This is a genomic window from Streptomyces sp. NBC_00669, assembly GCF_036226785.1.
GTDB lineage: Bacteria > Actinomycetota > Actinomycetes > Streptomycetales > Streptomycetaceae > Actinacidiphila.
On record NZ_CP109018.1, the window covers coordinates 7,088,961 to 7,112,444 of the forward strand.

Consider the following 23,484-nt stretch of genomic DNA (forward strand, 5'->3'; position numbering starts at 1 on the left):
CCCTGAGCCGACAGATCCGGGCCGCCCGGGGGGGCAGGGGCACCCCCTAGGGCAACGTGCGGGAGGGGATGGCCAGTTCGGGTGGCCGCAGACCCCGTAAGCAGAGGAAACCGTCGTTCGTGATGTCGAGCCCCGCGGCGACGGCCACGTCGAGCGCCCACTGGGACTCCGCCGAGACGTGGGTGACGCGGGCGGCCTCGCCGGGCGGGGTTGTGACGAGTGCCGCGGTGAGCAGCCGGGTCGCGAGGCGGCGGGAGGTCGCCGCGAGCGCCTCGACATGCCCGCCGCGGGAGTAGCAGTAGCCGCTCCCCGCGAGGTCGTCCACGACGAACAGGGCGTTGTGCCGCAGGAGTTCCTCGTGGTCGGGGCCGTGCGCCCCGCCCCGGGTGCGCCGGTCGACGGAGTCCATCAGATCGCGGTGCCGTTCGGTGCCCTGGTGGACGGCGCCGTCCAGCGGGTCGAGCCCGGCGGTGTCCACCCGCCCCGACAGCCGCAGCGTCGGATGCAGCGTCAGCCCCGCGCGCCGCAGCGTCCGCGCGGCCACCGGATCGCTCGGCGCGCACGCGATCCCGCGCAGGCAGGCCCGCCCGTAGTGCAGCGCCCGCGCCAGCAGCGCCTTGCCGACCTCCTTGCCCTGCGCGCCCGGCACGACCGCGAGCAGCGACAGCGCCCACGTGCCCTCGCGCCGCGACGACAACACGGTGCCCACCGGCCCGGCCGTCTCGTCCTCGACGATCCAGCACCCGCCGGGGTCGCTCCTGGCCAGATGCCGCGTGCGGCTGTCCTGCCGCGCGGCCCGTGCCGCGCCGTCCGTGGCGGGCCCGCCGTCGTCCAGGGACCGCGGCACGCCGAAGGCGGCCGCCGCGACCTCCCGTACGACCCCTGCGTCCTGCGCGTCATCGCGTACGGGGCGAAGAATCACCGTTCGACTTTACGACACGTCAGAGACCGCCGGTTCAGGGCTGTTCACGGCCGGTTGGCGCGGACGGAGCGCGCGGACCGTGGCCCGCGTGATCAGGGGCGTCCCCAGGGCCGCGGGCAGGACCCAGGCGACGATCGACCCCAGCCCCAGGTTCACGACGAGGAACGCCGTGACGAATGAGATGTAGGAACTGCACATCAGGTTGATGTGCCAGATCAGCCAGCCGCTGAAGGCCGCCCGCCGCACCCACCAGCCGGCCAGCGCCGCCGCCCAGGTCAGCGCGCCGATCACGCCGAGCCACCACAGCGAGGGCCGGTAGGCGACCAGGCCGAAGGCGCTCAGGCACAGCGTGCCGGTCAGAACCTGGTAGCTCCGGCCGAGTAGCGGATGGCGCCCCGGGCGCTTGGGCGCGAGCATCGCGGCCGGCCCCACCAGCAGCCCGAGGCTGCCGGACACGACATGGACCACCAACACGACAGCATGCATGAAAGCTCCCCCATATGCCACAGTGGACTGTGTCGACCAGACAAACACCGTCCACTGTGGACTGTCAAGGGAGATGTGTGTGACGCGGACCGACCTCAACCCGACGGCCGCCTCGCTGCTCGGCTTCCTGCACGCGGGCGAGGCGAGCGGCTATGAACTGCTGGGATTCGCCGAGGCGTTCATCGGGGACTTCTGGAGCCTGACGCGCAGCCAGGTGTACCGGGAACTCGGCGCGCTCGACGAACGCGGCCTCGTCGACGCCGGAGCCACCGGGACGCGCTCGCGGCGCCCGTACACCCTCACGGATGCCGGGCGGGAGGCTTTCGCGGAGTGGATGGCGCAGCCGCCGGAGACCGAGCAGATCCGGTACCCGCTGCTGCTGACGCTGGCGTTCGGGGCGCATCTCGACACCGGCAGGCTGCTCCAGTACGTCGAGCGGCACCGCGCGGCCCACGAGCAGCGGCTCGCCGGATACCTCGACACGGAGAAGCAGGGCGGCCTCAATCCGTACCAGCGCGCCACGATGCGCTTCGGCATCCACTACGAGCGGGCCGTGCTCGACTGGATGAGCGAACTGCCGGACATCCTCGCGGAAGTGCCGGAAGTGCCGGAAGTGCCGGAAGTGCCGGAAGTGCCGGAAGCGCCTGACACACGGCGCTGAACGTGCGGCGCTGAACGTGCGGCGCTGAACGTGCGGCGGCCCCGGCCGGCGGAGGTGCGCCGGCCGGGGCCGTCGGGTGCTCGGGCCCGCTCGGGCCCGCTCGGGCGCGGGCGGGGGTGCCGGGCGGGTGCGTTACGGCAGGGCCAGCATCTGCTCCAGCGCCAGCTTGGCGAAGTGCTCGGTCTCCGCGTCGACCTGGATGCGGTTGACCAGCTTGCCGTCGGCCAGGGACTCCAGGGTCCAGACCAGGTGGGGCAGGTCGATGCGGTTCATGGTGGAGCAGAAGCAGACGGTCTTGTCGAGGAAGACGATCTGCTTGTCGGGGTGGGCGGCGGCCAGGCGGCGGACGAGGTTCAGCTCGGTGCCCAGGGCCCACGCGGAGCCCGCGGGCGCCTCGTCGAGCATCTTGATGATGTGCTCGGTGGAGCCGACGTAGTCCGCCGCGGTGACCACCTCGTGCTTGCACTCGGGGTGCACCAGCACGTTGACGCCGGGTATGCGGGCCCGGACGTCCTCGACCGACTCCAGCGAGAACCGGCCGTGCACCGAGCAGTGCCCGCGCCACAGGATCATCTTCGCGGCCCGCAACTGCTCGGCGGTGAGGCCGCCGCCGGGCTTGTGCGGGTTGTAGACCACGCAGTCGTCGAGCGACAGGCCCATGTCGCGTACCGCGGTGTTGCGGCCGAGGTGCTGGTCGGGCAGGAAGAGCACCTTCTCGCCCTGCTCGAACGCCCACTCCAGCGCGCGCCGGGCGTTGGACGAGGTGCAGATGGTGCCGCCGTGCCGGCCGGTGAACGCCTTGATGTCCGCCGAGGAGTTCATGTACGACACCGGGACCGTGGCATCGGCGACACCGGCGTCGACGAGGACGTCCCAGCACTCGGCGACCTGCTCGGCGGTGGCCATGTCGGCCATCGAGCAGCCGGCCGCGAGGTCGGGGAGGATCACCTGCTGGGCGTCCGAGGTGAGGATGTCCGCGGACTCGGCCATGAAGTGCACGCCGCAGAAGACGATGTACTCGGCGTCGGGCCGGGCGGCCGCGTCGCGGGCGAGCTTGAAGGAGTCGCCGGTGACGTCCGCGAACTCGATGACCTCGTCGCGCTGGTAGTGGTGGCCGAGGATGAAGACCTTCCCGCCCAGCCGGGCCTTGGCGGCCCGGGCCCGCGCGACCAGGTCGGGGTCGGACGGCGCGGGCAGGTCGCCCGGGCACTCCACGCCGCGCTCGCTGCGCGGGTCGGCCTCGCGGCCGAGCAGCAGCAGGGCGAGTGGCGTGGGCCGGACGTCCAGCGGCTCCGTCGGGACAGTCGGCGTTTGTGTGGTGGTCACGGGCCCGTAGCCCTTTCTTCGCAGCGCGCAGACCTTCTCGTCTACTTGACGTTATCTATCATAACCCGTTCGTGTCAGATTGACGATGCCGGTTTCGTCAGTGTGACGCATACCGCTGGTCATCCCTTGGGCGTGTGCGAACATGGAGGGACGAGTGAGGAAGAAGTCGCCACGGACCCGGAATGAATCCGAATAGGCGTCGGTTAGGCATCGATAGCCAGCAGTCCGTACAACCCGGGAGTGAAGCACATGACGGTTCAGGACGAGACCACCACGACGGACGGCATCCTCCTGTCCGACGCTGCCGCCGCCAAGGTGAAGAGCCTGCTCGAGCAGGAGGGCCGCGAGGACCTCGCCCTGCGGGTCGCCGTCCAGCCCGGCGGCTGCTCGGGCCTGCGCTACCAGCTCTTCTTCGACGAGCGGGCCCTCGACGGCGACGTGGTCAAGGACTTCGGCGGCGTCAAGGTCGTCACCGACCGGATGAGCGCCCCGTACCTGGGCGGCGCCTCCATCGACTTCGTCGACACCATCGAGAAGCAGGGCTTCACGATCGACAACCCGAACGCCACGGGTTCCTGCGCCTGCGGCGACTCCTTCCACTGAGTCGGTGAGCCGCTGAGTCGCGGATTCCACCGCGTCGCACAGCAGCGGTCGCACGGAAGCGGCGGCACCCCCCATGGGTGCCGCCGCTTCGTCGTGTCCGGCGGGTCGCGGAGCCGGTCAGCGGCCCGCGAGCGGCCGGTCGTTCGAGGCGTCCACCACCTTGCGGTCACCCAACGGCGCCGCCAGCGTCACCTTCTGGCTCAGCGACCGGATGATCATCGGGCACACCGTCCCCTTCGGCTTCGGCGTCGCGACCACCGACACCCGCACCTGGCCGCTGCTCGCGCTCGCCGACGCCTGGTAGGTGTCGCACGCGCCGCCCTCGTAGACGAGCGTGAGGGTGCGGCCCGCGGTGGTGTAGGAGTCGATCGGCACGCGGTGCACGGTCCGGCCGCTCGGCGGGTTCGCCGGGTCCGCCGGGCTGGTGGGCAGGATCGGCCCGCCCGGGTTCAGCGACGGCGGGGGAGAGGCCGGGCCGGTGGGCGGCACGCTGCCGGGGCTGCCGCTCGGGCTCGCGATGTAGCGCGGGTCGACCGCGGTCTGCGCCACCACCGAGGTCCGGGTCGCCCCGGCCGGCGCGGTCTGGAAGAGCCAGGCGGGCACCAGCGTCTGGACGCCCGACACGTACTCCAGCGCGAGCCCGAAGGACGCGCCGCGCACCTCGGTCGACTGCCCGCCGCCACTGCTCGGCACGCAGGGCGACGAGGAGGCGCCGCCGGACGTCGTGGAGGTGGCACCGGATTTCGCGCCGGACTCCGCGCCGGATTTCGCGCCGGACTTCGCGGACGGCGCCGGTACGGCCCGGCACGGCACGATCCCGCCGTTCACGGCGCCCGGGTGCATGATCGTGGTCGAGGCGTTGAGCTCCTTGAGCGCGGTGGCCGCGCTCACCACCGGGTAGGTGTCGCCCTTCGCGAGGTCCGACAGCCGGCCGAAGCCGTTGCTGATCCGGCCGTCCGCGCCGATCTGTAGCGACGTGGTCCAGCCGTGGGTGGACATCCCGCCCACCCGCGGGTCCGCGCTCACCGTGCGGATCGGGCCGACCGCGGTCGAGGTGTCCACCTTCGCGCCGGACAGCCCGAGCCCCTTGAGCACCGGCGCCGCCACGGCCGCCGCCTTCGCCGCGGGGACCGGGGAGGTGTCGGAACCGCCGGTCCGCGCGCCCGTCGCGGGCGCGCCGCCGGAGGTGTAGGTCCAGGTGCCCGGCGCTGCCTTGCTCACCATGAGCGACGGCTTGGCGGCGCCCGCCTCGGCGCCCACCCGCCACGAGCCGTTCTCCGTGCGCACGCTGCCGGGCACCCCCAGCAGCCGGGCGAGGCGTTGCACGTCGGCGGTGGTCAGCGCGCCGGACGCGGCGTAGACCGCGGCCTTCTCCGGTCCCTGCGGCAGCGTGCCGGTCAGGTGGTAGAGGTCCGCGCCGCCGTCGGTCGGCCCCGAAGCGCCGGGCGCGGCGCCGTTCACCGGGGCGTCCATACGCAGCGGGCTGGGGTCGCCCGCGTTGCCGCCGCCTCCGCCGCCCGCCGCGGACGCCCACCAGGCGCCACCGCCGCCGACCACGAGTACGGCCGCCGCGACCGCCGCGATGGCCCACCGGGGTTTACGGGTGGGGCGGTCGCCGCTCTCCGGGCTCTCGGCGCTCGCCGCGGGCTGCGTGCCACGGGTGCTGCCTTCGTTGGCGCCGTCGTCGCGTTCCTTGCTCACTGGGTGCTCCTTCGGCTCTGTCGACCGTCAGGTGCACATGGGACGTGGCGGAGCGCGAAGCGGTTCCACCGTTCGGGTGAGGCTGGGGCGCGTGGGGCGCGAGAAGGCGCGAGGTGCGGGGGCGGCGCCCGGTCGGGTGCCTGGTCAGGCGCCGTACTCCGTCATGTCCCGCACGACGGCGACGGACTTCGGCGGGACGTGGATACCCGGGGGGCGAACGTGCGCGGGCTGCGGCGCGGCCGGGGCCGAGTGGCTCCAGTGCTGCGCGGTGCGGTGGCAGTCGCCGAGCAGTTCCGCCATGCTTTCGGGGTTTTCCGTGTACGGGGCGGTGCGAGGAGTACTCATACCTTGACCCTAGGCACGTTCGCGGGGCGGACAAAGGGCTACCAACCGGTAATTTTCGGCCGTCCGCCGTTGTGGCCGGGATTGCCGTTGCCGGCCGGGGGACGGCCTGGCCACTGGGGGGAACCCGGCCATCCACTCCACGGGGACCGGTAGCGTGAGGGGACCTCACCACCGTTTCCCGGGAGTCGCCGTCGTGCGTATCGCCGTAACTGGATCAATCGCCACCGACCATCTGATGACCTTCCCCGGCAAGTTCGCCGATCAGCTCGTCGCGGACCAACTCCACACGGTGTCCCTGTCGTTCCTCGTGGACGCGCTGGACGTACGGCGCGGCGGTGTCGCCGCGAACATCTGCTTCGGCATGGGCCAGCTCGGCACGAAGCCGATCCTGGTCGGCGCGGCCGGCGCCGACTTCGCCGAGTACCGGGCCTGGCTGGAGCGCCACGGCGTGGACACCGACTCGGTGCGGATCTCCGAAGTGCTGCACACCGCCCGCTTCATCTGCACCACCGACGCGGCGCACAACCAGATCGGCTCGTTCTACGCCGGCGCGATGAGCGAGGCGCGGCTGATCGAACTGCACCACGTCGCGGAGCGGACCGGCGGCCTGGACCTGGTGTCCATCGGCGCCGACGACCCCGAGGCGATGATCCGGCACACCCAGGAGTGCCGGACCCGGAACATCCCGTTCGCCGCCGACTTCTCCCAGCAGATCGCCCGGATGAACGGCGACGACATCCGGATTCTGGTCGACGGCGCCGCGTACCTGTTCAACAACGAGTACGAAGCCGGGCTGATCGAGTCCAAGACCGGCTGGAGCGCCGAGGAGATCCTGGACCGGGTGGAGAACCGGGTGACCACGCTCGGTGCCAAGGGCGTGCGGATCGAACGCAAGGGCGAGCAGGACATCGTGGTCGGCTGCGCGCAGGAAGAGGCGAAGGTCGACCCGACCGGCGTCGGCGACGGCTTCCGCGCCGGGTTCCTGTCCGGCCTGTCCTGGGGCGTCGGCCTCGAACGCGCCGCCCAGGTCGGCTGCATGCTCGCCACCCTGGTGATCGAGACCCTCGGCACCCAGGAGTACGAACTGCGCCGCGGCCACTTCATGGAGCGGTTCACGAAGGCGTACGGCGACACGGCCGCCGACGAGGTGCGCGGGCACATCGGCGCCTGACCGTACCCCGCGGCACCGGCCTGGCCGTTGCCGCGGCACCGTACGTACGGGACGTCCCCGCTCAGCCGCGGCGCCGCACCAGGTAGGCGACGCCGCGCTCGGCGGGGCGCTCGCCGACGTACTCCTGCGCGCGCATCTCGCACCACGCGGGGATGTCCAGCCGCGCGGCCTCGTCGTCGGACAGCACCGTGACGAGGCCGCCGACCGGAACGTCGCCGATCACCTTGGCGAGTTCGATGACCGGGATCGGGCAGCGCTTGCCGAGCGAGTCGACCAGCAGGCCCTCGGCCGCCACTTCTGGCGCATCCGTCCCTGGCGTCTCCGCCTCCGCTGCCTCCGCCTCCGCTGCCTTCACTTCCGCCGGCTCCACCTCTGCCGGGTCCTCGTCCCCGGCGCCAACGCCCGCTCCGCGTACGGCCGTCGGGGCGCCGAGCTGTGCGCGCACCTGTGCCACCACCTCGGGCAGCGCGTCGAGGAAGCGGTCGACGTCCGCCGCGGAGGTGCCGGCCGGCAGCGACACCCGGACGTTCCCCTCCGACAGCACCCCCATGGCCTTGAGCACATGGCTGGGCGTCAGGGTGCTCGACGTGCACGAGGACCCCGAGGAGACCGAGAAGCCCGCCCGGTCCAGACCGGTCAGCAGCGCCTCCCCGTCGACGTACAGGCAGGAGAACGTGACCAGGTGCGGCAGCCGCAGCCGGTCGTGGCCGACCACCTCGACGTCGGGGACCAGGCGCGGCACCGCCGCCCTGATCCGGTCCACCAGCACCGACAGGCGGGCCGCCTCGGCCGCCGCCTCCGCGCGCACCGCCCGCAGGGACGCGGCCGCGGCCACGATCGCGGGGAGGTTCTGGAAGCCGGGCGAGCGGCCCGACTCCCTTTCGTCGGCGGGCTCCTGAGGGGCGTACCGGGTGCCCTTGCGGACCGCGAGCAGCCCGACCCCGGGCGGCCCGCCCCACTTGTGCGCGCTCGCCGCCAGCAGCGACCAGGCGCCCTCCACCGGCCCCCACGCCAGCGACTGCGCCGCGTCCACCAGCAGCGGCACCCCGGCCGCGCGGCACAGGTCGGCGACCTCCGCGACCGGTTGGACCGTGCCCACTTCGTGGTTCGCCGACTGGAGCGCGGCCAGCGCCGTACCGCCGCCCCCCGACTCCGGCCCGGTCCGCGGCTGCCCCTCGCCCGCGAGCGCCGCGGCGAAGTCCGCCGGCCGCACCCGGCCGGTCCGATCCACCCCCACTTGTACGGTTTCGGCCCCCGCGGCCGCCTCCGCCGCGTGGAGTACCGCCGAATGCTCCACCGCCGAGACCACCAGCCGGCGGCCGACCCGGCGCCGCCCGGCGGCCGCCCCCGACACGGCGGAGTGCAGCGCGCGCGTCCCCGAAGGAGTGAACACCAACTCGTCGGCGCGGCACCCCACCGCCTCCGCGGCGGCCTCGCGCGCCGCGTCGAGCAGCAGCCGCGCCTGGCGCCCCTCGCGGTACAGCCGGGCCGGGTCGGCCCATCCCTCGTCCAGCGCGGCGAGCAGCGCCTGGCGCGCCACGGGATGCAGGGGAGCGGCGGAGGCCGCGTCGAAGTAGGGCACCTCAGCACGCTACAACCCGCGCCGCCCGCCCCGGCGCGCCGCTCGGCGCGGCGTCAGAACACCCGCGGCGTGGCGCATTTCCGGGATCGGACCGGGCCTGATCCGCACCCGATCCGCACCTGATCCACCCCTTCGGGGAGCGCCCCGGCGCGTTGGCCCCCCTCCCCGCGAGACTCCAAATAGCGTCCAGTAGGGTTTGTGCCGCATAAACATCCACACCTACGCGCCCGCGCTCGGGCCGACCGACCAGCAGACGGCCGGAACACTCGGGACGCGCGGGCGAGACTCTCGGGAAGGCGCTACGTGAGTCCCAACGGCTCCGACCTCCCCCACGGCCAGGACGGCGTGGGAGGTACCCCATTGTCGCGGCGCCCGGTGCGGCGATGGCTGCCGCGGGCGCTGGCCGCGGGCCTGGTCCTGGCAACCGCAACGGGTTGCTCCTACAAGGACTACCCCCGCCTCGGTATGCCCACCCCGGCGACGGAACAGGCACCGCGAATCCTCTCCCTCTGGCAGGGCTCCTGGGCCGCCGCACTGGCGACCGGTGTACTGGTATGGGGCCTGATCCTGTGGAGCGTGATCTTCCACCGGCGCAGCCGGACCAAGGTCGAGGTCCCTCCGCAGACCCGTTACAACATGCCGATCGAGGCCTTCTACACGATCGTTCCGATCCTCGTGATCGCGGTGCTGTTCTACTTCACCGCCCGGGACGAGACGAAGCTGCTGGACACCTCGAAGAAGCCGCAGCACGTGATCAACGTGGTCGGGTTCCAGTGGAGCTGGGGCTTCAACTACCTGGAGAACGTGGACGGCAACCCCGCCACACCCACCAAGGTGCCGGCGGAGCTCAACGAGATCCCGCAGAACAAGCTCGACTGGCAGCCCGGTGAGGAAGGCGTCTACGACGTCGGCACCGCGGCCAGCAAGGACCCGGACACCGGGCTTCCCGGGCCGACCCTGTGGCTGCCGAAGGGCGAGTCCGTCCGGTTCGTGCTGACCTCGCGTGACGTCATCCACGACTTCTGGGTCATCCCCTTCCTGATGAAGATGGACGTCGTCCCGGGCCAGACCAACGACTTCCAGGTCACCCCGAGCCGGCTCGGTGACTTCAAGGGCAAGTGCGCCGAACTCTGCGGCGTGGACCACTCCCGGATGCTGTTCAACGTCAAGGTGGTCACGCCGGCGCAGTACGAGCAGCACCTCAAGGACCTGGCGGCAAAGGGTCAGACCGGTTTTCTGCCGTCGGGCATTGCCACCACGGGCAACGCGAAGAACTCGGAGCCCAAGACCACATGAGCATTCTCAACGAACCTCAGGGAGCGGCGGAGGCCGACGACTCCTACGAGGACGAAATCCCGGCCCGGGTCAAGAAGCCCGGCTCGATCGCGGTGTCGTGGCTCAGCACCACCGACCACAAGACCATCGGCACGATGTACCTGGTGACGTCGTTCGCCTTCTTCCTGATCGGCGGCGTCCTGGCGCTGCTGATGCGGGCGGAGTTGGCGCGCCCGGGCAACCAGTTCCTGTCCAACGAGCAGTTCAACCAGGCGTTCACGATGCACGGCACCGTGATGCTGCTGATGTTCGCGACGCCGCTGTTCGCGGGCTTCACCAACTGGATCATGCCGCTGCAGATCGGCGCGCCCGACGTGGCGTTCCCGCGGCTGAACATGTTCGCCTACTGGCTCTACCTGTTCGGCTCGCTGATCGCGGTGGGCGGCTTCGTCACCCCGCAGGGCGCGGCCGACTTCGGCTGGTTCGCGTACTCGCCGCTGTCCAACGCGGTGAACTCGCCCGGCGTCGGCGCCGACATGTGGATCATGGGTCTGGCGCTGTCCGGCTTCGGCACGATCCTCGGCGCGGTCAACTTCATCACCACGATCATCTGCATGCGCGCCCCCGGCATGACGATGTTCCGGATGCCGATCTTCTGCTGGAACGTGCTGCTGACCGCGGTGCTCGTGCTGCTCGCCTTCCCGGTGCTCGCGGCCGCGCTGCTGTGTCTGGAAGCGGACAGAAAATTCGGCGCGCACGTCTTCGACGCGGCCAACGGCGGCGCACTGCTATGGCAGCACCTCTTCTGGTTCTTCGGCCATCCAGAGGTGTACATCATCGCGTTGCCGTTCTTCGGCATCATCTCCGAGGTCATTCCGGTCTTCAGCCGCAAGCCGATGTTCGGCTACATCGGCCTGGTCGCCGCGACGATCTCCATCGCCGGCCTTTCGGTGACGGTGTGGGCGCACCACATGTACGTCACCGGCGGTGTGCTGCTGCCGTTCTTCTCGTTCATGACCTTCCTGATCGCGGTACCGACCGGTGTGAAGTTCTTCAACTGGATCGGCACCATGTGGAAGGGCTCGCTGAGTTTCGAGACACCGATGCTGTGGTCCATCGGCTTCCTGATCACCTTCACCTTCGGTGGTCTGACCGGTGTCATCCTCGCGGCGCCACCGCTGGACTTCCACGTCTCGGACTCGTACTTCGTGGTCGCGCACTTCCACTACGTCGTCTTCGGCACCGTGGTGTTCGCGATGTTCGCGGGCTTCCACTTCTGGTGGCCGAAGATGACCGGCAAGATGCTCGACGAGCGGCTCGGGAAGATCACCTTCTGGACGCTGTTCTTCGGCTTCCACGGCACCTTCCTCGTCCAGCACTGGCTGGGTGTCGAGGGCATGCCGCGCCGCTACGCGGACTACCTCGCGGCGGACGGCTTCACCACGCTGAACACGGTCTCCACGATCAGCTCGTTCCTGCTCGGCCTGTCGATCCTGCCGTTCCTCTACAACGTCTGGAAGACGGCGAAGTACGGCAAGAAGGTCGAGGTCGACGACCCGTGGGGCTACGGCCGTTCGCTGGAGTGGGCGACCTCCTGCCCGCCGCCGCGGCACAACTTCCTCACGCTGCCCCGGATTCGCTCCGAATCCCCGGCGTTCGACCTGCACCACCCGGAGATCGCGGCCATGGACGCGCTCGCCCACAGCGGCGCCCCGGCGGCTTCCGCGCTGTCCGGCTCGGATGAGACGGAGGCCGGCAAGTGAAGGTCCAAGGCAAGATGTTCCTGGGCTTCGCCGTCTTCATCCTGGCGTCGGCGATCGTCTACGGGATCTGGTCCAAGGAAGCGGCCGGCACCACGGCGCTGTTCATGGCCTTCGCCCTGTGCACCATGATCGGCTTCTACCTGGCGTTCACCGCCCGGCGGGCCGACACCGGCGCGCAGGACCGGGAGGACGCGGACGTCGCCGACGACGCGGGCGAACTGGGCTTCTTCAGCCCGCACAGCTGGCAGCCGCTCGCCCTGGGCATCGGCGGCAGCCTGGCCTTCCTCGGCATCATCTTCGGCTGGTGGCTGCTCTTCTTCTCCCTGCCGGTGATCCTGATCGGCGTGTGGGGATGGGTGTTCGAGTACTACCACGGTGAGGACCGCACCCAGTAGGCGGCGCAGGCGGCCGCTGAGCGGCCGCCGGCACGAGGGGCGGGTCCGGAGTACCAGTACGGTGCTCAGGACCCGCCCTCACCGTTTTGCAGGCGTCCACCGCGCGGAAACCGGCGGCCGTTCATAGCGTGAACGCATGAACCACCTTCCCGAGCGCCCCCGCCCCCGCCGGCTGATAACCGTGCGCCGCGCGATTCTCGCGGCGCCCCTCGCGATAGGGCTCACCGCCTGCGGCGGTGGCGGCAACCCGCTGGCAGCCTCCCCCCACGACGCCGCGGCCAAGGTCACCTTCGGTACCTCCGGCCGTGGCAAGGCCAACCCGGCCAAGCCCCTCAAAGTCTCCGTGCAGACCGGCTCGCAGATAACCGACGTCACCGCGACCGACTCGACCGGGCGCTACGTCAGCGGCCAGCTCAGTGCCGACAGCAGGCACTGGCACTCCACCACCCCGCTCGCCGCCGGCGCGCACTACACCGTTCGGGTGAGTACCGAGGACTCGGGCGGCCACCCCGGCCGTAAGACCCTCACCTTCGACACCACCGGAGCGGCGGCCGGCTTCCACGTCACCTTCGGCCCGAACGCCGGGACCTACGGCGTCGGCGAGCCGATCACCGCCACGCTCAGCGCCCCTGTCAAGGACAGGCAGTCCCGCGCCGTGGTGGAGTCCCACCTCCAGGTCAGCAGCAACCCCCAGGCGGCGAAGGGCTCCTGGTACTGGGTCGACGACCGCACCCTGCACTACCGCCCCAGCACGTACTGGCCCGCCCACGCCACGATCAGCGCCCGCAGCACCCTCAGCGGCGTGCAGATAGCCAAGAAGCTGTACGGCGGCGCGGACAAGCCGCTCACCGTGCACACCGGCGACCGGATCGAGGCGCTCACCGACGCGTCCACCGACGAGATGACGTTCAAGGACGACGGCAAGGTGGTCCGCACCCTCCCGGTCACCACCGGGAAGCCGGGCTTCGACACCCGTAACGGCATCAAGGTGGTGCTGGACAAGGAGTCGTTCGTCCAGATGAAGAGCTCCACCGTCGGCATCGCCGCCGGCAGCTCGGACTCGTACGACCTGCCCGTCTACTGGGCCACCCGGGTGACATGGAGCGGCGAGTACGTGCACGCCGCGCCGTGGTCGGTCGGCTCCCAGGGGTCCGCCAACGTCAGCCACGGCTGCACCGGCATGAGCACCGCGGACGCGGAGTGGTTCTTCGACCACGTCCGGGTCGGCGATGTCGTGCGGGTCGTCAACAGCCAGGGCCCGATGATGACGCCGTTCGACAACGGCTTCGGCGACTGGAACCTGAGCTGGGCCCAGTGGCAGAAGGGCAGCGCGCTGAACGGCGGTTCCGGCGGCGGCGCCGGCAGCACGCCCAGCACCCCCAGCGGTTCCGGGGCCGGCAGCACCGACCAGGACCAGACCACCCCGGTCGACGTCCCGGCCGGCACCCCCGCTCGCCTCACCCCGCAGACGGCTTGATTCCTGCCGCGATCCCGCCTCGCGTGGGCGCCGTCATCCCTTCACCCACCGACTGCCGTCGCTCACCGGTCTTACCGGTGGGCGACGGCCTTCGTCACGGGCTCCAGGCGGCGGTGCAGCAGGACCGTCAGGGCGTCGGTGAGGGCCACCGGGTCCACCGGATGGGTGATCGCGGCGTCGGCGCGGCTCCAGGTGGCCAGCCAGGCGTCCTGCGGGCGCCCGATCAGCACCATCGCCGGCGGGCAGCGGAAGATCTCGTCCTTCGCCTGGCGGCACACGCCCATTCCGCCGGCCGGGTTGGCCTCCCCGTCCAGCACCATCACGTCGATGCCGCCCTTCTCCAACTCGCTCAGCACCGCGGGCAGCGTCGCGCATTCCACGTACTGCACCGGGGGAAGGTCGGCGGAGGGGCGGGTGCCGACGGCGAGCCGGACCTGCTCCCGGGTGTTCGCGTCGTCGCTGTAGACCAGCACCGTGGCGGTCGCCTGCATCGTGGCTCCTCCTCGTGAAGGTTTTCTCAAGTGGCTCGGATGCTACTCCCGCCAGGGTGTTTCCGAGGAGGGGTCGCCCGATCGAAGGACGCCCAACTAGGCCGTGCGGGTCGCGGAAGGTGCTTGACACACCGAAGGGGGACCCCCGGAGTCAGCGCCGGATAAGGGACCGACATAATGTCGGACGTGGCGACAGCAACAGCAGTAGAAACCGGGCACGCGCACCCGTCGGTCAACCGGCCGAACCTCACCAGCGTCGGGACCATCATCTGGCTGAGTTCCGAGCTGATGTTCTTCGCGGCCCTCTTCGCGATGTACTTCACCCTTCGGTCGGTCACTGGTGAGACCTTCTGGAAGGCCCACGCCGACGCGCTGAACGTGCCGTTCTCCGCGACGAACACGACGATCCTCGTGCTCTCCTCCTTCACGTGCCAGATGGGCGTGTTCGCCGCCGAGCGCGGTGACGTGAAGAAGCTGCGCTCGTGGTTCATCGTGACGTTCGTGATGGGCGCGATCTTCATCGGCGGGCAGATCTTCGAGTACACCAACCTGGTCAAGAAGGACGGGATCTCGCTCAGCTCCGATCCGTACGGCTCGGTGTTCTACCTGACGACCGGGTTCCACGGGCTGCATGTGACGGGTGGTCTGATCGCGTTCCTGATGGTGCTGGGCCGCACGTACGCGGCCAAGCGGTTCACCCATCAGCAGGCGACCGCGGCCATCGTCGTGTCCTACTACTGGCACTTCGTCGATGTCGTCTGGATCGGCCTGTTCGCCACGATCTACCTGATCAAGTAGCCGGTACCGCGCGGTCGGCGCAGCGTCGCACTCCGGACGGAGGACGACGGCCCGCCGACGGCACAGCCAGAAGCATCGACACAAGAGATCCTGACACCGGGGTAATCCGTGAAAAAGCTCTCCGCACGACGGCGCCATCCGCTGGCGGCGCTTGTCGTCCTACTCTTCGCGCTCGCGGCCACCGGGGGGCTGTACGCCGCGCTCGCGCCGGCGCCCAAGGCGCAGGCTGACTCCTCGCAGTCCTCCCTCGCCATCGAGGAGGGCAAGAAGCTCTACCAGGTCGGCTGCGCCAGCTGCCACGGCATGTCGGGGCAGGGCAGTTCAGACGGCCCGAGCCTGGTGGGCGTCGGCTCGGCCGCGGTGGACTTCCAGGTCGGCACCGGCCGCATGCCGGCCAAGCAGCCCGGCCCGCAGGTCGAGGCGAAGAAGAACACCTACAGCCAGGGCGAGATCGACCAGCTCGCCGCGTACATCGCCTCCCTGGGCCCCGGCCCGGCGACCCCGACGAAGGACCAGTACAGCCCGGCCTCCGCCGACGTCGCCAAGGGCGGCGAGCTGTTCCGGACCAACTGCACGCAGTGCCACAACTTCGTGGGCAAGGGCGGTGCGCTGACGCACGGCAAGTTCGCGCCGAGTCTCAAGGGCGTCTCGTCGAAGCACATCTACGAGGCGATGCAGACCGGCCCGCAGAACATGCCGTCCTTCCCGGACAGCACGATGCCCTCCGACGCGAAGGCGAACATCATCGCGTACCTGAAGGCCGTGGACAGCGCGCAGAGCCCGAACCCCGGCGGCTTCACGCTCGGTTCCCTCGGCCCGGTGTCCGAGGGTCTGTTCGCCTGGGTCTTCGGCCTCGGCACGCTGATCGGTCTCACGACCTGGCTCGCTGCACGGACGACTAAGGCCAAGAAATCATGAGCGACGAGACTGGATCGCACAACGACGTGCCAGAGAACCTGCCGAGCGAGCGGGGCGGCCACCACGGCGACGAGGTCGCCAAGCCCGACCCGTTCGCCGACCCCGGGCTGCCGCCCCACGAGTACCGGCGCCAGGACATCGACGAGAAGGCGGCCAGGCACTCCGAGCGAGTGGTGGCCGGCCTGTTCACGCTGTCGATGCTCGGCACCATCGCGTTCATCGCGTGCTTCGTCATCTTCCCGGTCGACAAGATCGTCTACATCTTCCCGTTCGGGCACGTCAGTGCGCTGAACTTCTCGCTCGGCCTCACCTTGGCCGTGGCGCTGTTCGGCATCGGCGCGGGCGCCGTGCACTGGGCCCGGACGCTGATGTCGGACGAGGAGGTCGCCGACGAGCGGCACCGTATCGACGCCGACGACGAGCTGCGGGAGAACGTCCGCCAGCAGTGGATCACCGGCGCGAAGGAGAGCGGCTTCGGCCGCCGCAAGCTGATCCGCAACACCATGATGGGCGCGCTCACCATGGTGCCGCTGGCCGGCCTGGTGATCCTGCGCGACCTCGGCCCGCTGCCGGAGAAGAAGCTCGACCACACCATGTGGGCCAAGGGCAAGCAGCTGATCAACACCAACACCAACCAGCCGCTGCGTCCCGAGGACGTCGTCGTCGGCTCTCTGACCTTCGCCCAGCCGGACGGACTCGAAGAGAGCCAGGAGGACTTCCAGGAGCAGATCGCCAAGGCCGCCCTGATGATCATCCGGCTCAAGCCGGACGACATCAAGGACAAGCGCGAGCGCGACTGGAGCCACCAGGGCATCGTTGCCTTCTCCAAGATCTGCACCCACGTCGGCTGCCCGATCAGCCTGTACGAGCAGCAGACGCACCACGTGCTCTGCCCGTGCCACCAGTCGACGTTCGACCTCTCCGACGGCGCGCGGGTGCTCTTCGGTCCCGCGGGCCACCCGCTGCCGCAGCTCCGGATCAGCGTCAACAGTGAGGGCAACCTCATCGCCCTCGGCGACTTCGAGGAGCCCGTCGGCCCGGCATTCTGGGAGCGCTCATGAGCACCACGACCGATGCACCGACCCGGCGTGGCCGCCCGACGAACCCCGGTGAGCGGGTCGCGGAGTGGACCGACGGCCGGCTCGGGCTCTACAAGCTGGCCAAGTCCAACCTGCGCAAGATCTTCCCGGACCACTGGTCCTTCATGCTCGGTGAGGTCTGCCTCTACAGCTTCGTGATCCTCATCCTCACGGGTGTGTATCTGACGCTGTTCTTCCACCCGAGCATGAACGAGGTCGTCTACAACGGCCCGTACGCGCCGCTCGACGGCCAGCGGATGTCCGAGGCGTTCGCCTCCACGGTGCACATCAGCTTCGAGGTCCGCGGCGGCCTGCTGGTCCGGCAGATCCACCACTGGGCCGCGCTGATCTTCATCGCCGCGATGATCGTGCACATGATGCGCGTCTTCTTCACCGGCGCGTTCCGCAAGCCGCGCGAGCTGAACTGGCTCTTCGGCTGGACCCTGCTCTTCCTGGGCATGTTCACCGGCTTCACCGGCTACTCGCTCCCGGACGACCTGCTGTCCGGCACCGGCGTGCGGTTCATGGAAGGCGCGGTGCTCTCCACGCCGATCGTCGGCACCTACCTGTCGATGTTCCTGTTCGGCGGGGAGTTCCCCGGGCACGACTTCGTCAGCCGGTTCTACTCGGTGCACATCCTGCTGCTGCCGGGTCTGATGGCCGGTCTGCTGGTGGCCCACCTGATCCTGGTGTTCTTCCACAAGCACACCCAGTTCCCGGGTGCCGGCAAGACCGAGAAGAACGTGGTCGGCTCGCCGCTGCTGCCGATCTACACCGCGAAGGCGGGCGGCTTCTTCTTCCTGGTCTTCGGTGTGATCGCCGCGATCGCCGCGATCGCCACCATCAACCCGATCTGGGCGATCGGCCCCTACCGGCCGGACCAGGTGTCCACCGGAGCCCAGCCGGACTGGTACATGGGCTTCTCCGAGGGCCTGATCCGTGTGATGCCCGGCTGGGAGATCAGGGCCTGGGGCCACACCCTGGTGCTCGGCGTCTTCATCCCGCTGATGGTCTTCCCGCTGGTGATGATGGCCATCGCGGTGTACCCGTTCATCGAGTCCTGGGTCACCGGGGACAAGAGCGAGCACCACCTGCTGGACCGTCCGCGCAACCGTCCGGTGCGCACCGGGTTCGGCGTCGCCTGGCTGACGCTGTACTTCGTGCTGCTGATCGGTGGCGGCAACGACCTGATCGCCACGCACTTCCATCTGTCGATCAACGCGATCACCTGGGTCGTGCGGGTCGCCTTCTTCCTGGCACCACCGGCCGCGTTCTGGGTCACGAAGCGGATCTGCCTCGGGCTCCAGCGCCGCGACCGCGACAAGGTGCTGCACGGGCGGGAGAGCGGCATCATCAAGCGGCTGCCGCACGGCGAGTTCATCGAGGTGCACGAGCCGCTGTCGCAGCAGCAGTTGCACGTGCTCACCGCGCACGTCCAGCCGCAGCCGCTGGACCTCGGACCCGAGACCGACGAGAACGGTGTCGCGCGCAAGGTCAGCCCCGTCGCGAAGGTGCAGGCGAGGCTCTCCGAGGGGTTCTACGGCGAGCACAGCCAGATCCCGAAGCCGACGGTCGAGGAGTACGAAGAGATCACCAGCGGCCACGGCCACCACTGAGCCGTCGACACGCTGCCAAGGCCGCCCGGGTACGCCCGGGCGGCCTTGTCGTTCCCGGGCGTACCCCGGGCGTTCCCCGGTGCGCGGGAGGACCCCCACGCGCCCCTGCGGAGCACACCCCACCGATAGGGTGCGGTCAGACGTGTTGCCGTATTCCAGGAGCGTGAAGCCATGAGCGTTGTGCACCCCGCCGGAGGCGAACCCGGGGCCGCGCGCTCGTGGCCGGACATCCTCGGCGCCCTGATCCGCAGGGACGACCTCAGCTCCGCGGAGACCGCGTGGGCGATGGACTCGATCATGAGCGGCGAGGCCACCGACGCCCAGATCGCCGGCTTCGCGGTGGCGCTGCGCAGCAAGGGCGAGACGGTCGCGGAGATCGCCGGACTGGTCGAGGCGATGTACGCGCACGCGACGACCATCGAGGTGCCGGGTCCGACCGTGGACGTGGTCGGCACCGGCGGCGACCGGTCGAACTCCGTGAACATCTCCACGATGTCGGCGATCGTGGTGGCCGGTACCGGCGCCCGGGTGGTCAAGCACGGCAGCAGGTCGGCGTCGTCGAGGAGCGGCGCGTCCGACGTGCTCGCGGCGCTGGGCGTCAACCTCGACCTGTCGCCGCAGCGGGTCGCCGAGGTGGCGCAGGAGGTCGGCATCACCTTCTGCTTCGCCGTCAGGTTCCACCCGGCGCTGCGTCATGTGGCCACCGCCCGGAGCGAGTTGGGGGTGGCGACTCCGTTCAACTTCCTCGGCCCGCTGACCAACCCGGCCCGGGTGAAGGCACAGGCGACCGGGGTCGCGGACCTGCGGATGGCGCCGATCCTCGCCGGGGTGCTCGCCGAACGCGGCTCGTCCGCACTGGTGTTCCGCGGTGACGACGGCCTGGACGAGCTGACCACCACCGCGACCTCGCAGGTGTGGGTGGTCGGGGACGGCAAGGTCGAGCACGCCGGCTTCGACCCGCGGGACGTCGGTCTGGAACTGGTGCCGGTGGAGGCGCTGCGCGGTGGCGAGGCGTCGTACAACGCGGACGTGGCCCGGCGGCTGCTCGCCGGTGAGCGCGGGCCGGTGCGGGACGCGGTGCTGCTCAACTCGGCTGCCGCGCTGACCGCGTTGACGCCGGCAAGCGGCGGCACGCTGGAGGAGCGCATCATCAAGGGCCTGGAGCGGGCCGCGGAGTCGATCGACTCGGGTGCGGCCGAGGCCGTGCTGGAGCGGTGGGTGGCGGCCACCCGCGGCTAGCGGCGCGGCGCGGACACCGGAACGTACGCGGGCGCGTACCACCGGTGGGCGTGAAACGGGCATATCGGTACAGAGCGTGCGGGCGCGGGCGTGCGGCGCCGTCCACTGAGCGGACGGCATCTTGCGCCCGCGTCGCCGTATGGCACAATCTTGTTCCAGGTCACGAGTGACAGCGCAAAGGCCCCGGCTCGCTGTCCGGCAACCCTCCGTCCGAGGCGGGGTGCCCCGGGTGATGACCAGGCTGTGATGCAGCGAGGCTCACAGCAAGCCGGACTGGGGAGTTCTTTCATGAGCAAGCGAATGCGTTAGGGCCAGTCGGCCCCGGTTCTGCAACCAGCAATTCCGCCCGATCTTCATGCTCCGCGCCGCCCGCGCAGTCGCTTTCGGCTGCACGCTTCGTGGTGCTTTCGCCTGCCTTCCGCCGGGAGTTCGCCTTGACCGTCACCACCAGCACCACTGGTACCACCAGCACCACTGGCGTCAGCGCCGCCGCCCGCCCCGCCGCCGGCGCCGCCGCCACCGACTGCCCCGCCTGTACGACCACCCCGCTGCCCGTGCTCGGCCGTGACGTGCGGGTGCCGCTCGTCACCGGCGGGGAAGTGGGGTACGCCGCCCTCGACTACGCCGCCAGCGCCCCCGCCCTCCAGCGGGTGTGGGACGACGTCGCCGCCTACGCGCCCTACTACGGCAGCGTGCACCGCGGCGCCGGCTACCTGTCGCAGCTGTCCACCGACCTGTTCGAGCAGAGCCGCGAGACCGTCGCGGAGTTCCTCGGCTGCCGCCCGGACGACGAGCTGATCTTCACCCGCTCCACCACCGACTCGCTCAACCTGCTGGCCTCGGCGCTCCCGGCCGGCACCCGCGTCTTCGTCTTCGACACCGAGCACCACGCCGCGCTGCTGCCCTGGCAGCGTGCCGAGGGCGCGCGGGTGGAGTACCTGCCCGCGCCGCGCACCCCCGAACAGGCCGTCGCCTCCCTCGACGTGGCGCTGCACGGCGCCCCCAAGGGCCCGAAGCTGGTCTGCGTGACCGGCGCGTCCAACGTCACCGGCGAGATCTGGCCGGTACGGGAACTGGCCGCCGCCGCGCACCGGCACGGCGCGCGGATCGTGCTCGACGCCGCCCAACTCGCCCCGCACCACCCGGTGGACATCACCGCGCTGGACGTCGACTGGGTCGCCTTCTCCGGGCACAAGCTCTACGCGCCCTTCGGCGCCGGGGTGCTCGCCGGCCGGGCCGACTGGCTGCGGGCCGCCGAGCCGTACCTCGCGGGTGGCGGCGCCACCCGCAAGGTCGCGCGCTCCGGCGACGGGCTGTCCGTCGAATGGCACTCCGGCACCGCCCGCCACGAGGCCGGGTCGCCGAACGTGATCGGCGCGTACGCCATCGCGTCCGCGTGCAAGGCGCTCACCGAGGCCGGCTTCGACTCCCTTGTCACCCGTGAGCGTGAACTCCTGGCCCGGCTGCGGGACGGGCTCGGCGAGCTTCCCGAGGTCCGCGTGCTCTCGCTGTTCGGGTCCGGCTCCGCCCGGGTCGGCGTGCTCTCCTTCGTCGTCCGCGGCTGGAACTCCTCGCACTTCGCGGCCGCGCTCTCGGCGGAGTACGGGATCGGGGTGCGGGACGGGCTGTTCTGCGCGCACCCGCTGGTGCGGACCCTGCTCGACACGGAGCCGGACGAGCCGGGGGAGTGCGGGGCGCCCGACGCGGCGCCCGGCGAGCGCTCCCTGAACGCCGTGCGGGTCAGCTTCGGGGCGGGTACGCCCGAGGAGCACATCGAGCGTTTCCTCGGGGCCGTCCGGACCCTCGTCCGCGACGGTGCGGCGTGGCGCTACCGCACCGAGGCCGGGCGGTGCGTGCCCGTACGGTGACGGGACCGCCCGGGCTGCCCGTCACGCGTCCCCGGCCGGTGGCTGCACGCCGCGGAAGAAGTGCACCACCAAGGGGCGCGGGGAACCGCGCGACCAGCCGGAACGGACCGGATGGTCGGACCGGACCATCCGGGGGCAGGACCTGCGGTTCCTCAGGAGTCCAGCCCGATGGAGAACGCGGCCTCCAGGTCGTGCTGGGAATACGTGCGGAACGCGACGTGGGTGTCGGTCACTTCCACCCCCGGGATCTTGGAGATCTGCCCGGGGATGATGTCCGCGAGGTCGTCGTGGCGAGCCACGCGTACCAGCGCGACCAGGTCGTACGTCCCGGTCACCGAGTACACCTCGCTGACGTGGTCCAACGCGGCGATCGACTCGGCGATCTCGGGGATCTGGTCCACTGAGGTCTTGATGAGCACGATCGCGGTGATCACGGCTGGACGTCTCCTTGGGTGGGTCCGATGACGACGCTCACCTTACGCCGTGGCCGGTAGCAGACCCACGCCCACAGGAACCCGAAGGCGAAGCCGACCACGTGGGCGAGGTAGGCGACGCCGGGGCCGCCCTGCGCGGTCTGGGCGGCGAGCCACTGCAGGACGAACCAGAAGCCGAGCACGACCCAGGCCGGGAACCGCAGCGGCACGAAGAAGAGGAAAGGGAAGAGGCTGGTGACGCGGGCCTTGGGATAGAGGTAGAGGTAGGCGCCGAGGGCACCCGAGATCGCCCCGGAGGCGCCGACCAGGCTCTGCGTGTCGTCGGTGTTGGCGAAGGCGAAGCCGTAGGTGGCGAGGTAGCCGGCCGCGAGGTAGAAGAGGGCGAAGCGGACCCGGCCCATGCGGTTCTCCACGTTGTCGCCGAAGACGTAGAGGAAGAGCATGTTGCCGATCAGGTGCAGCCAGCCGCCGTGCACGAACATCGAGGTGAGCACGGACAGGAACGGCACCTTGGGGAACGTGCCCGGGGTCTTGCAGCCGGCCGGCAGGTCGAGCTCGCCGACCGGGAGCCGCCCGTGGAACAGCTCGCTGGGGATGACGCCCCAGCGGTCGAAGTAGACCGTCTGCGCGCACTGGAGCGCGGGCCCGCTGCCGTGCAGCCGGACGAAGCCGGAGAGCGGGCTGAGCAGGAACACCACGGTGCAGATGCCGATGAGGGCGTAGGTCACGACCGGCGGGCGGCGGACCGGGTTCTTGTCGTACACCGGGATGACCATGCACCGATCATGACGGAACGGGACCAACCGGCAAGGACCGCCTCGCCGCAGCGCGCCGGACCTCCGAGGCCGTAGGGTGACCGGGGCACACACGCCCCTCACGTTGGGTATGGGTGAGCCATAGTCCGCCTAGTAGACGCACCGAGACGAGAAGAGGTGCGGAGCCGATGACGGTTCCCCTGCCGACCGCGACCACCCGGTGGCGCTGCACGCTGTGCGGCAATCTGACCAGGTTCGACGTCACCCGCTCGACCCGCGTGGTCGAGTACGTCCACCTCGATCTGGGCGGTGAGCCGCGCACCGAGGAGACCGAGGTGCTCAGCGAGACCGTGGAGTCTGTGCGCTGCCGCTGGTGCAACGCGGTGGACCAGGTCGAACTGGTGGACCGCCCCGGCAAGGACGTGACGGACGGTTCCGCGACGGGTTGAGCTCTGTTACGGGGACAATGGAAGCAGCAGGCGGCGGCCGGAGGGATCGAAGGGGGCCGGGAGGGCGCCGAGGAACCCGACAGGGAGTGACTGGTGGATGGTAACGGCGGCCTACCGCTGCCCGACGAGG

At 70.5% G+C, this 23,484-nt stretch carries 23 protein-coding genes and 1 riboswitch; of the genes, 14 read left to right on the forward strand and 9 right to left on the reverse strand.

Features of this window, described 5'->3' with window-relative positions:
* Window positions 1-46: 46 nt before the first annotated feature.
* Window positions 47-922, reverse strand: a complete 876-nt coding sequence (locus OG896_RS29910) for a GNAT family N-acetyltransferase (RefSeq protein ID WP_329370330.1) — start codon at window positions 920-922, stop codon at window positions 47-49.
* Between the two features lie 9 nt (window positions 923-931).
* Complete coding sequence (locus OG896_RS29915) at window positions 932-1,408, reverse strand: hypothetical protein (protein WP_329370331.1); 477 nt, start codon at window positions 1,406-1,408, stop codon at window positions 932-934.
* Window positions 1,409-1,487: 79 nt separating this feature from the next.
* On the opposite strand from OG896_RS29915, the gene OG896_RS29920 reads away from it, so the two are divergent.
* Window positions 1,488-2,069, forward strand: a complete 582-nt coding sequence (locus OG896_RS29920) for a PadR family transcriptional regulator (RefSeq protein WP_329370332.1) — start codon at window positions 1,488-1,490, stop codon at window positions 2,067-2,069.
* 132 nt (window positions 2,070-2,201) lie between these two features.
* Here OG896_RS29920 and nadA read toward each other — a convergent pair whose 3' ends face one another.
* Entirely contained in the window at window positions 2,202-3,395 is a 1,194-nt protein-coding gene (nadA, locus tag OG896_RS29925; RefSeq protein WP_329370333.1) for a quinolinate synthase NadA, read from the reverse strand.
* A 249-nt stretch (window positions 3,396-3,644) separates the two neighbouring features.
* On the opposite strand from nadA, the gene OG896_RS29930 reads away from it, so the two are divergent.
* A complete protein-coding gene (locus OG896_RS29930; RefSeq protein WP_328463099.1) occupies window positions 3,645-3,998 on the forward strand; it encodes a HesB/IscA family protein in 354 nt (117 codons plus the stop codon).
* A gap of 117 nt (window positions 3,999-4,115) precedes the next feature.
* Here OG896_RS29930 and OG896_RS29935 read toward each other — a convergent pair whose 3' ends face one another.
* Both OG896_RS29935 and OG896_RS29940 read right to left on the reverse strand, forming a co-directional pair.
* Window positions 4,116-5,699: a hypothetical protein gene (locus OG896_RS29935; RefSeq protein ID WP_329370336.1), complete on the reverse strand. Its 1,584-nt coding sequence runs from the start codon at window positions 5,697-5,699 to the stop codon at window positions 4,116-4,118.
* A 144-nt stretch (window positions 5,700-5,843) separates the two neighbouring features.
* The gene (locus OG896_RS29940) at window positions 5,844-6,044 is read right to left on the reverse strand and encodes a hypothetical protein (RefSeq protein ID WP_329370337.1); all 201 of its coding nucleotides are present in this window, start codon (window positions 6,042-6,044) and stop codon (window positions 5,844-5,846) included.
* A 193-nt stretch (window positions 6,045-6,237) separates the two neighbouring features.
* Between OG896_RS29940 and OG896_RS29945 the strand changes: the two genes are divergently transcribed.
* Window positions 6,238-7,215, forward strand: a complete 978-nt coding sequence (locus OG896_RS29945) for a carbohydrate kinase family protein (RefSeq protein ID WP_329370339.1) — start codon at window positions 6,238-6,240, stop codon at window positions 7,213-7,215.
* A 61-nt stretch (window positions 7,216-7,276) separates the two neighbouring features.
* Here OG896_RS29945 and OG896_RS29950 read toward each other — a convergent pair whose 3' ends face one another.
* The gene (locus OG896_RS29950) at window positions 7,277-8,797 is read right to left on the reverse strand and encodes a cysteine desulfurase/sulfurtransferase TusA family protein (RefSeq protein ID WP_329370341.1); all 1,521 of its coding nucleotides are present in this window, start codon (window positions 8,795-8,797) and stop codon (window positions 7,277-7,279) included.
* 303 nt (window positions 8,798-9,100) lie between these two features.
* Here OG896_RS29950 and ctaC point away from each other — a divergent pair, with 303 nt between their 5' ends.
* From ctaC to OG896_RS29970, 4 genes are all read left to right on the forward strand, one after another.
* Window positions 9,101-10,093 carry an aa3-type cytochrome oxidase subunit II gene (ctaC, locus tag OG896_RS29955; protein WP_329370343.1) on the forward strand — a complete coding sequence of 331 codons (993 nt, stop codon included), beginning with the start codon at window positions 9,101-9,103 and terminating at the stop codon, window positions 10,091-10,093.
* Window positions 10,090-11,835 carry an aa3-type cytochrome oxidase subunit I gene (gene ctaD, locus OG896_RS29960; protein WP_328463090.1) on the forward strand — a complete coding sequence of 582 codons (1,746 nt, stop codon included), beginning with the start codon at window positions 10,090-10,092 and terminating at the stop codon, window positions 11,833-11,835. The genes ctaC and ctaD overlap by 4 nt, the downstream gene beginning before the upstream one ends.
* The gene (locus tag OG896_RS29965) at window positions 11,832-12,230 is read left to right on the forward strand and encodes a cytochrome c oxidase subunit 4 (RefSeq protein WP_328463088.1); all 399 of its coding nucleotides are present in this window, start codon (window positions 11,832-11,834) and stop codon (window positions 12,228-12,230) included. Before ctaD ends, OG896_RS29965 begins: the two co-directional genes overlap by 4 nt.
* A 136-nt stretch (window positions 12,231-12,366) precedes the next feature.
* Window positions 12,367-13,707, forward strand: coding sequence for a L,D-transpeptidase (locus OG896_RS29970; RefSeq protein ID WP_329370345.1), 1,341 nt, complete (start codon window positions 12,367-12,369; stop codon window positions 13,705-13,707).
* A 71-nt stretch (window positions 13,708-13,778) separates the two neighbouring features.
* Here OG896_RS29970 and OG896_RS29975 read toward each other — a convergent pair whose 3' ends face one another.
* On the reverse strand, window positions 13,779-14,198 hold the full coding sequence (locus OG896_RS29975; protein ID WP_329370347.1) for a hypothetical protein: 420 nt from the start codon (window positions 14,196-14,198) through the stop codon (window positions 13,779-13,781).
* A gap of 177 nt (window positions 14,199-14,375) precedes the next feature.
* Here OG896_RS29975 and ctaE point away from each other — a divergent pair, with 177 nt between their 5' ends.
* The 6 genes from ctaE (at window position 14,376) to OG896_RS30005 (ending at window position 21,716) form a co-directional block, all read left to right on the forward strand.
* Complete coding sequence (gene ctaE / locus OG896_RS29980; protein WP_328463083.1) at window positions 14,376-14,996, forward strand: aa3-type cytochrome oxidase subunit III; 621 nt, start codon at window positions 14,376-14,378, stop codon at window positions 14,994-14,996.
* A gap of 108 nt (window positions 14,997-15,104) precedes the next feature.
* Window positions 15,105-15,914 carry a cytochrome bc1 complex diheme cytochrome c subunit gene (qcrC, locus tag OG896_RS29985; protein ID WP_329370349.1) on the forward strand — a complete coding sequence of 270 codons (810 nt, stop codon included), beginning with the start codon at window positions 15,105-15,107 and terminating at the stop codon, window positions 15,912-15,914.
* Window positions 15,911-16,975, forward strand: coding sequence for a cytochrome bc1 complex Rieske iron-sulfur subunit (gene qcrA / locus OG896_RS29990; RefSeq protein WP_329370351.1), 1,065 nt, complete (start codon window positions 15,911-15,913; stop codon window positions 16,973-16,975). The genes qcrC and qcrA overlap by 4 nt, the downstream gene beginning before the upstream one ends.
* Complete coding sequence (gene qcrB / locus OG896_RS29995) at window positions 16,972-18,609, forward strand: cytochrome bc1 complex cytochrome b subunit (RefSeq protein ID WP_329370353.1); 1,638 nt, start codon at window positions 16,972-16,974, stop codon at window positions 18,607-18,609. The genes qcrA and qcrB overlap by 4 nt, the downstream gene beginning before the upstream one ends.
* Window positions 18,610-18,780: 171 nt before the next feature.
* Entirely contained in the window at window positions 18,781-19,848 is a 1,068-nt protein-coding gene (gene trpD, locus OG896_RS30000) for an anthranilate phosphoribosyltransferase (RefSeq protein WP_328463075.1), read from the forward strand.
* Between the two features lie 158 nt (window positions 19,849-20,006).
* Window positions 20,007-20,124, forward strand: a riboswitch (SAM riboswitch).
* 272 nt (window positions 20,125-20,396) lie between these two features.
* Window positions 20,397-21,716, forward strand: coding sequence for an aminotransferase class V-fold PLP-dependent enzyme (locus OG896_RS30005; RefSeq protein ID WP_329374371.1), 1,320 nt, complete (start codon window positions 20,397-20,399; stop codon window positions 21,714-21,716).
* 152 nt (window positions 21,717-21,868) lie between these two features.
* Here OG896_RS30005 and OG896_RS30010 read toward each other — a convergent pair whose 3' ends face one another.
* Together OG896_RS30010 and OG896_RS30015 are read right to left on the reverse strand one after the other, a co-directional pair.
* A complete protein-coding gene (locus OG896_RS30010; protein ID WP_328463073.1) occupies window positions 21,869-22,150 on the reverse strand; it encodes an Lrp/AsnC family transcriptional regulator in 282 nt (93 codons plus the stop codon).
* Entirely contained in the window at window positions 22,147-22,926 is a 780-nt protein-coding gene (locus OG896_RS30015) for a rhomboid family intramembrane serine protease (protein WP_329370355.1), read from the reverse strand. Before OG896_RS30015 ends, OG896_RS30010 begins: the two co-directional genes overlap by 4 nt.
* A 167-nt stretch (window positions 22,927-23,093) precedes the next feature.
* Here OG896_RS30015 and OG896_RS30020 point away from each other — a divergent pair, with 167 nt between their 5' ends.
* Complete coding sequence (locus tag OG896_RS30020; RefSeq protein ID WP_328463069.1) at window positions 23,094-23,354, forward strand: hypothetical protein; 261 nt, start codon at window positions 23,094-23,096, stop codon at window positions 23,352-23,354.
* The last annotated feature ends 130 nt before the right edge of the window (window positions 23,355-23,484 follow it).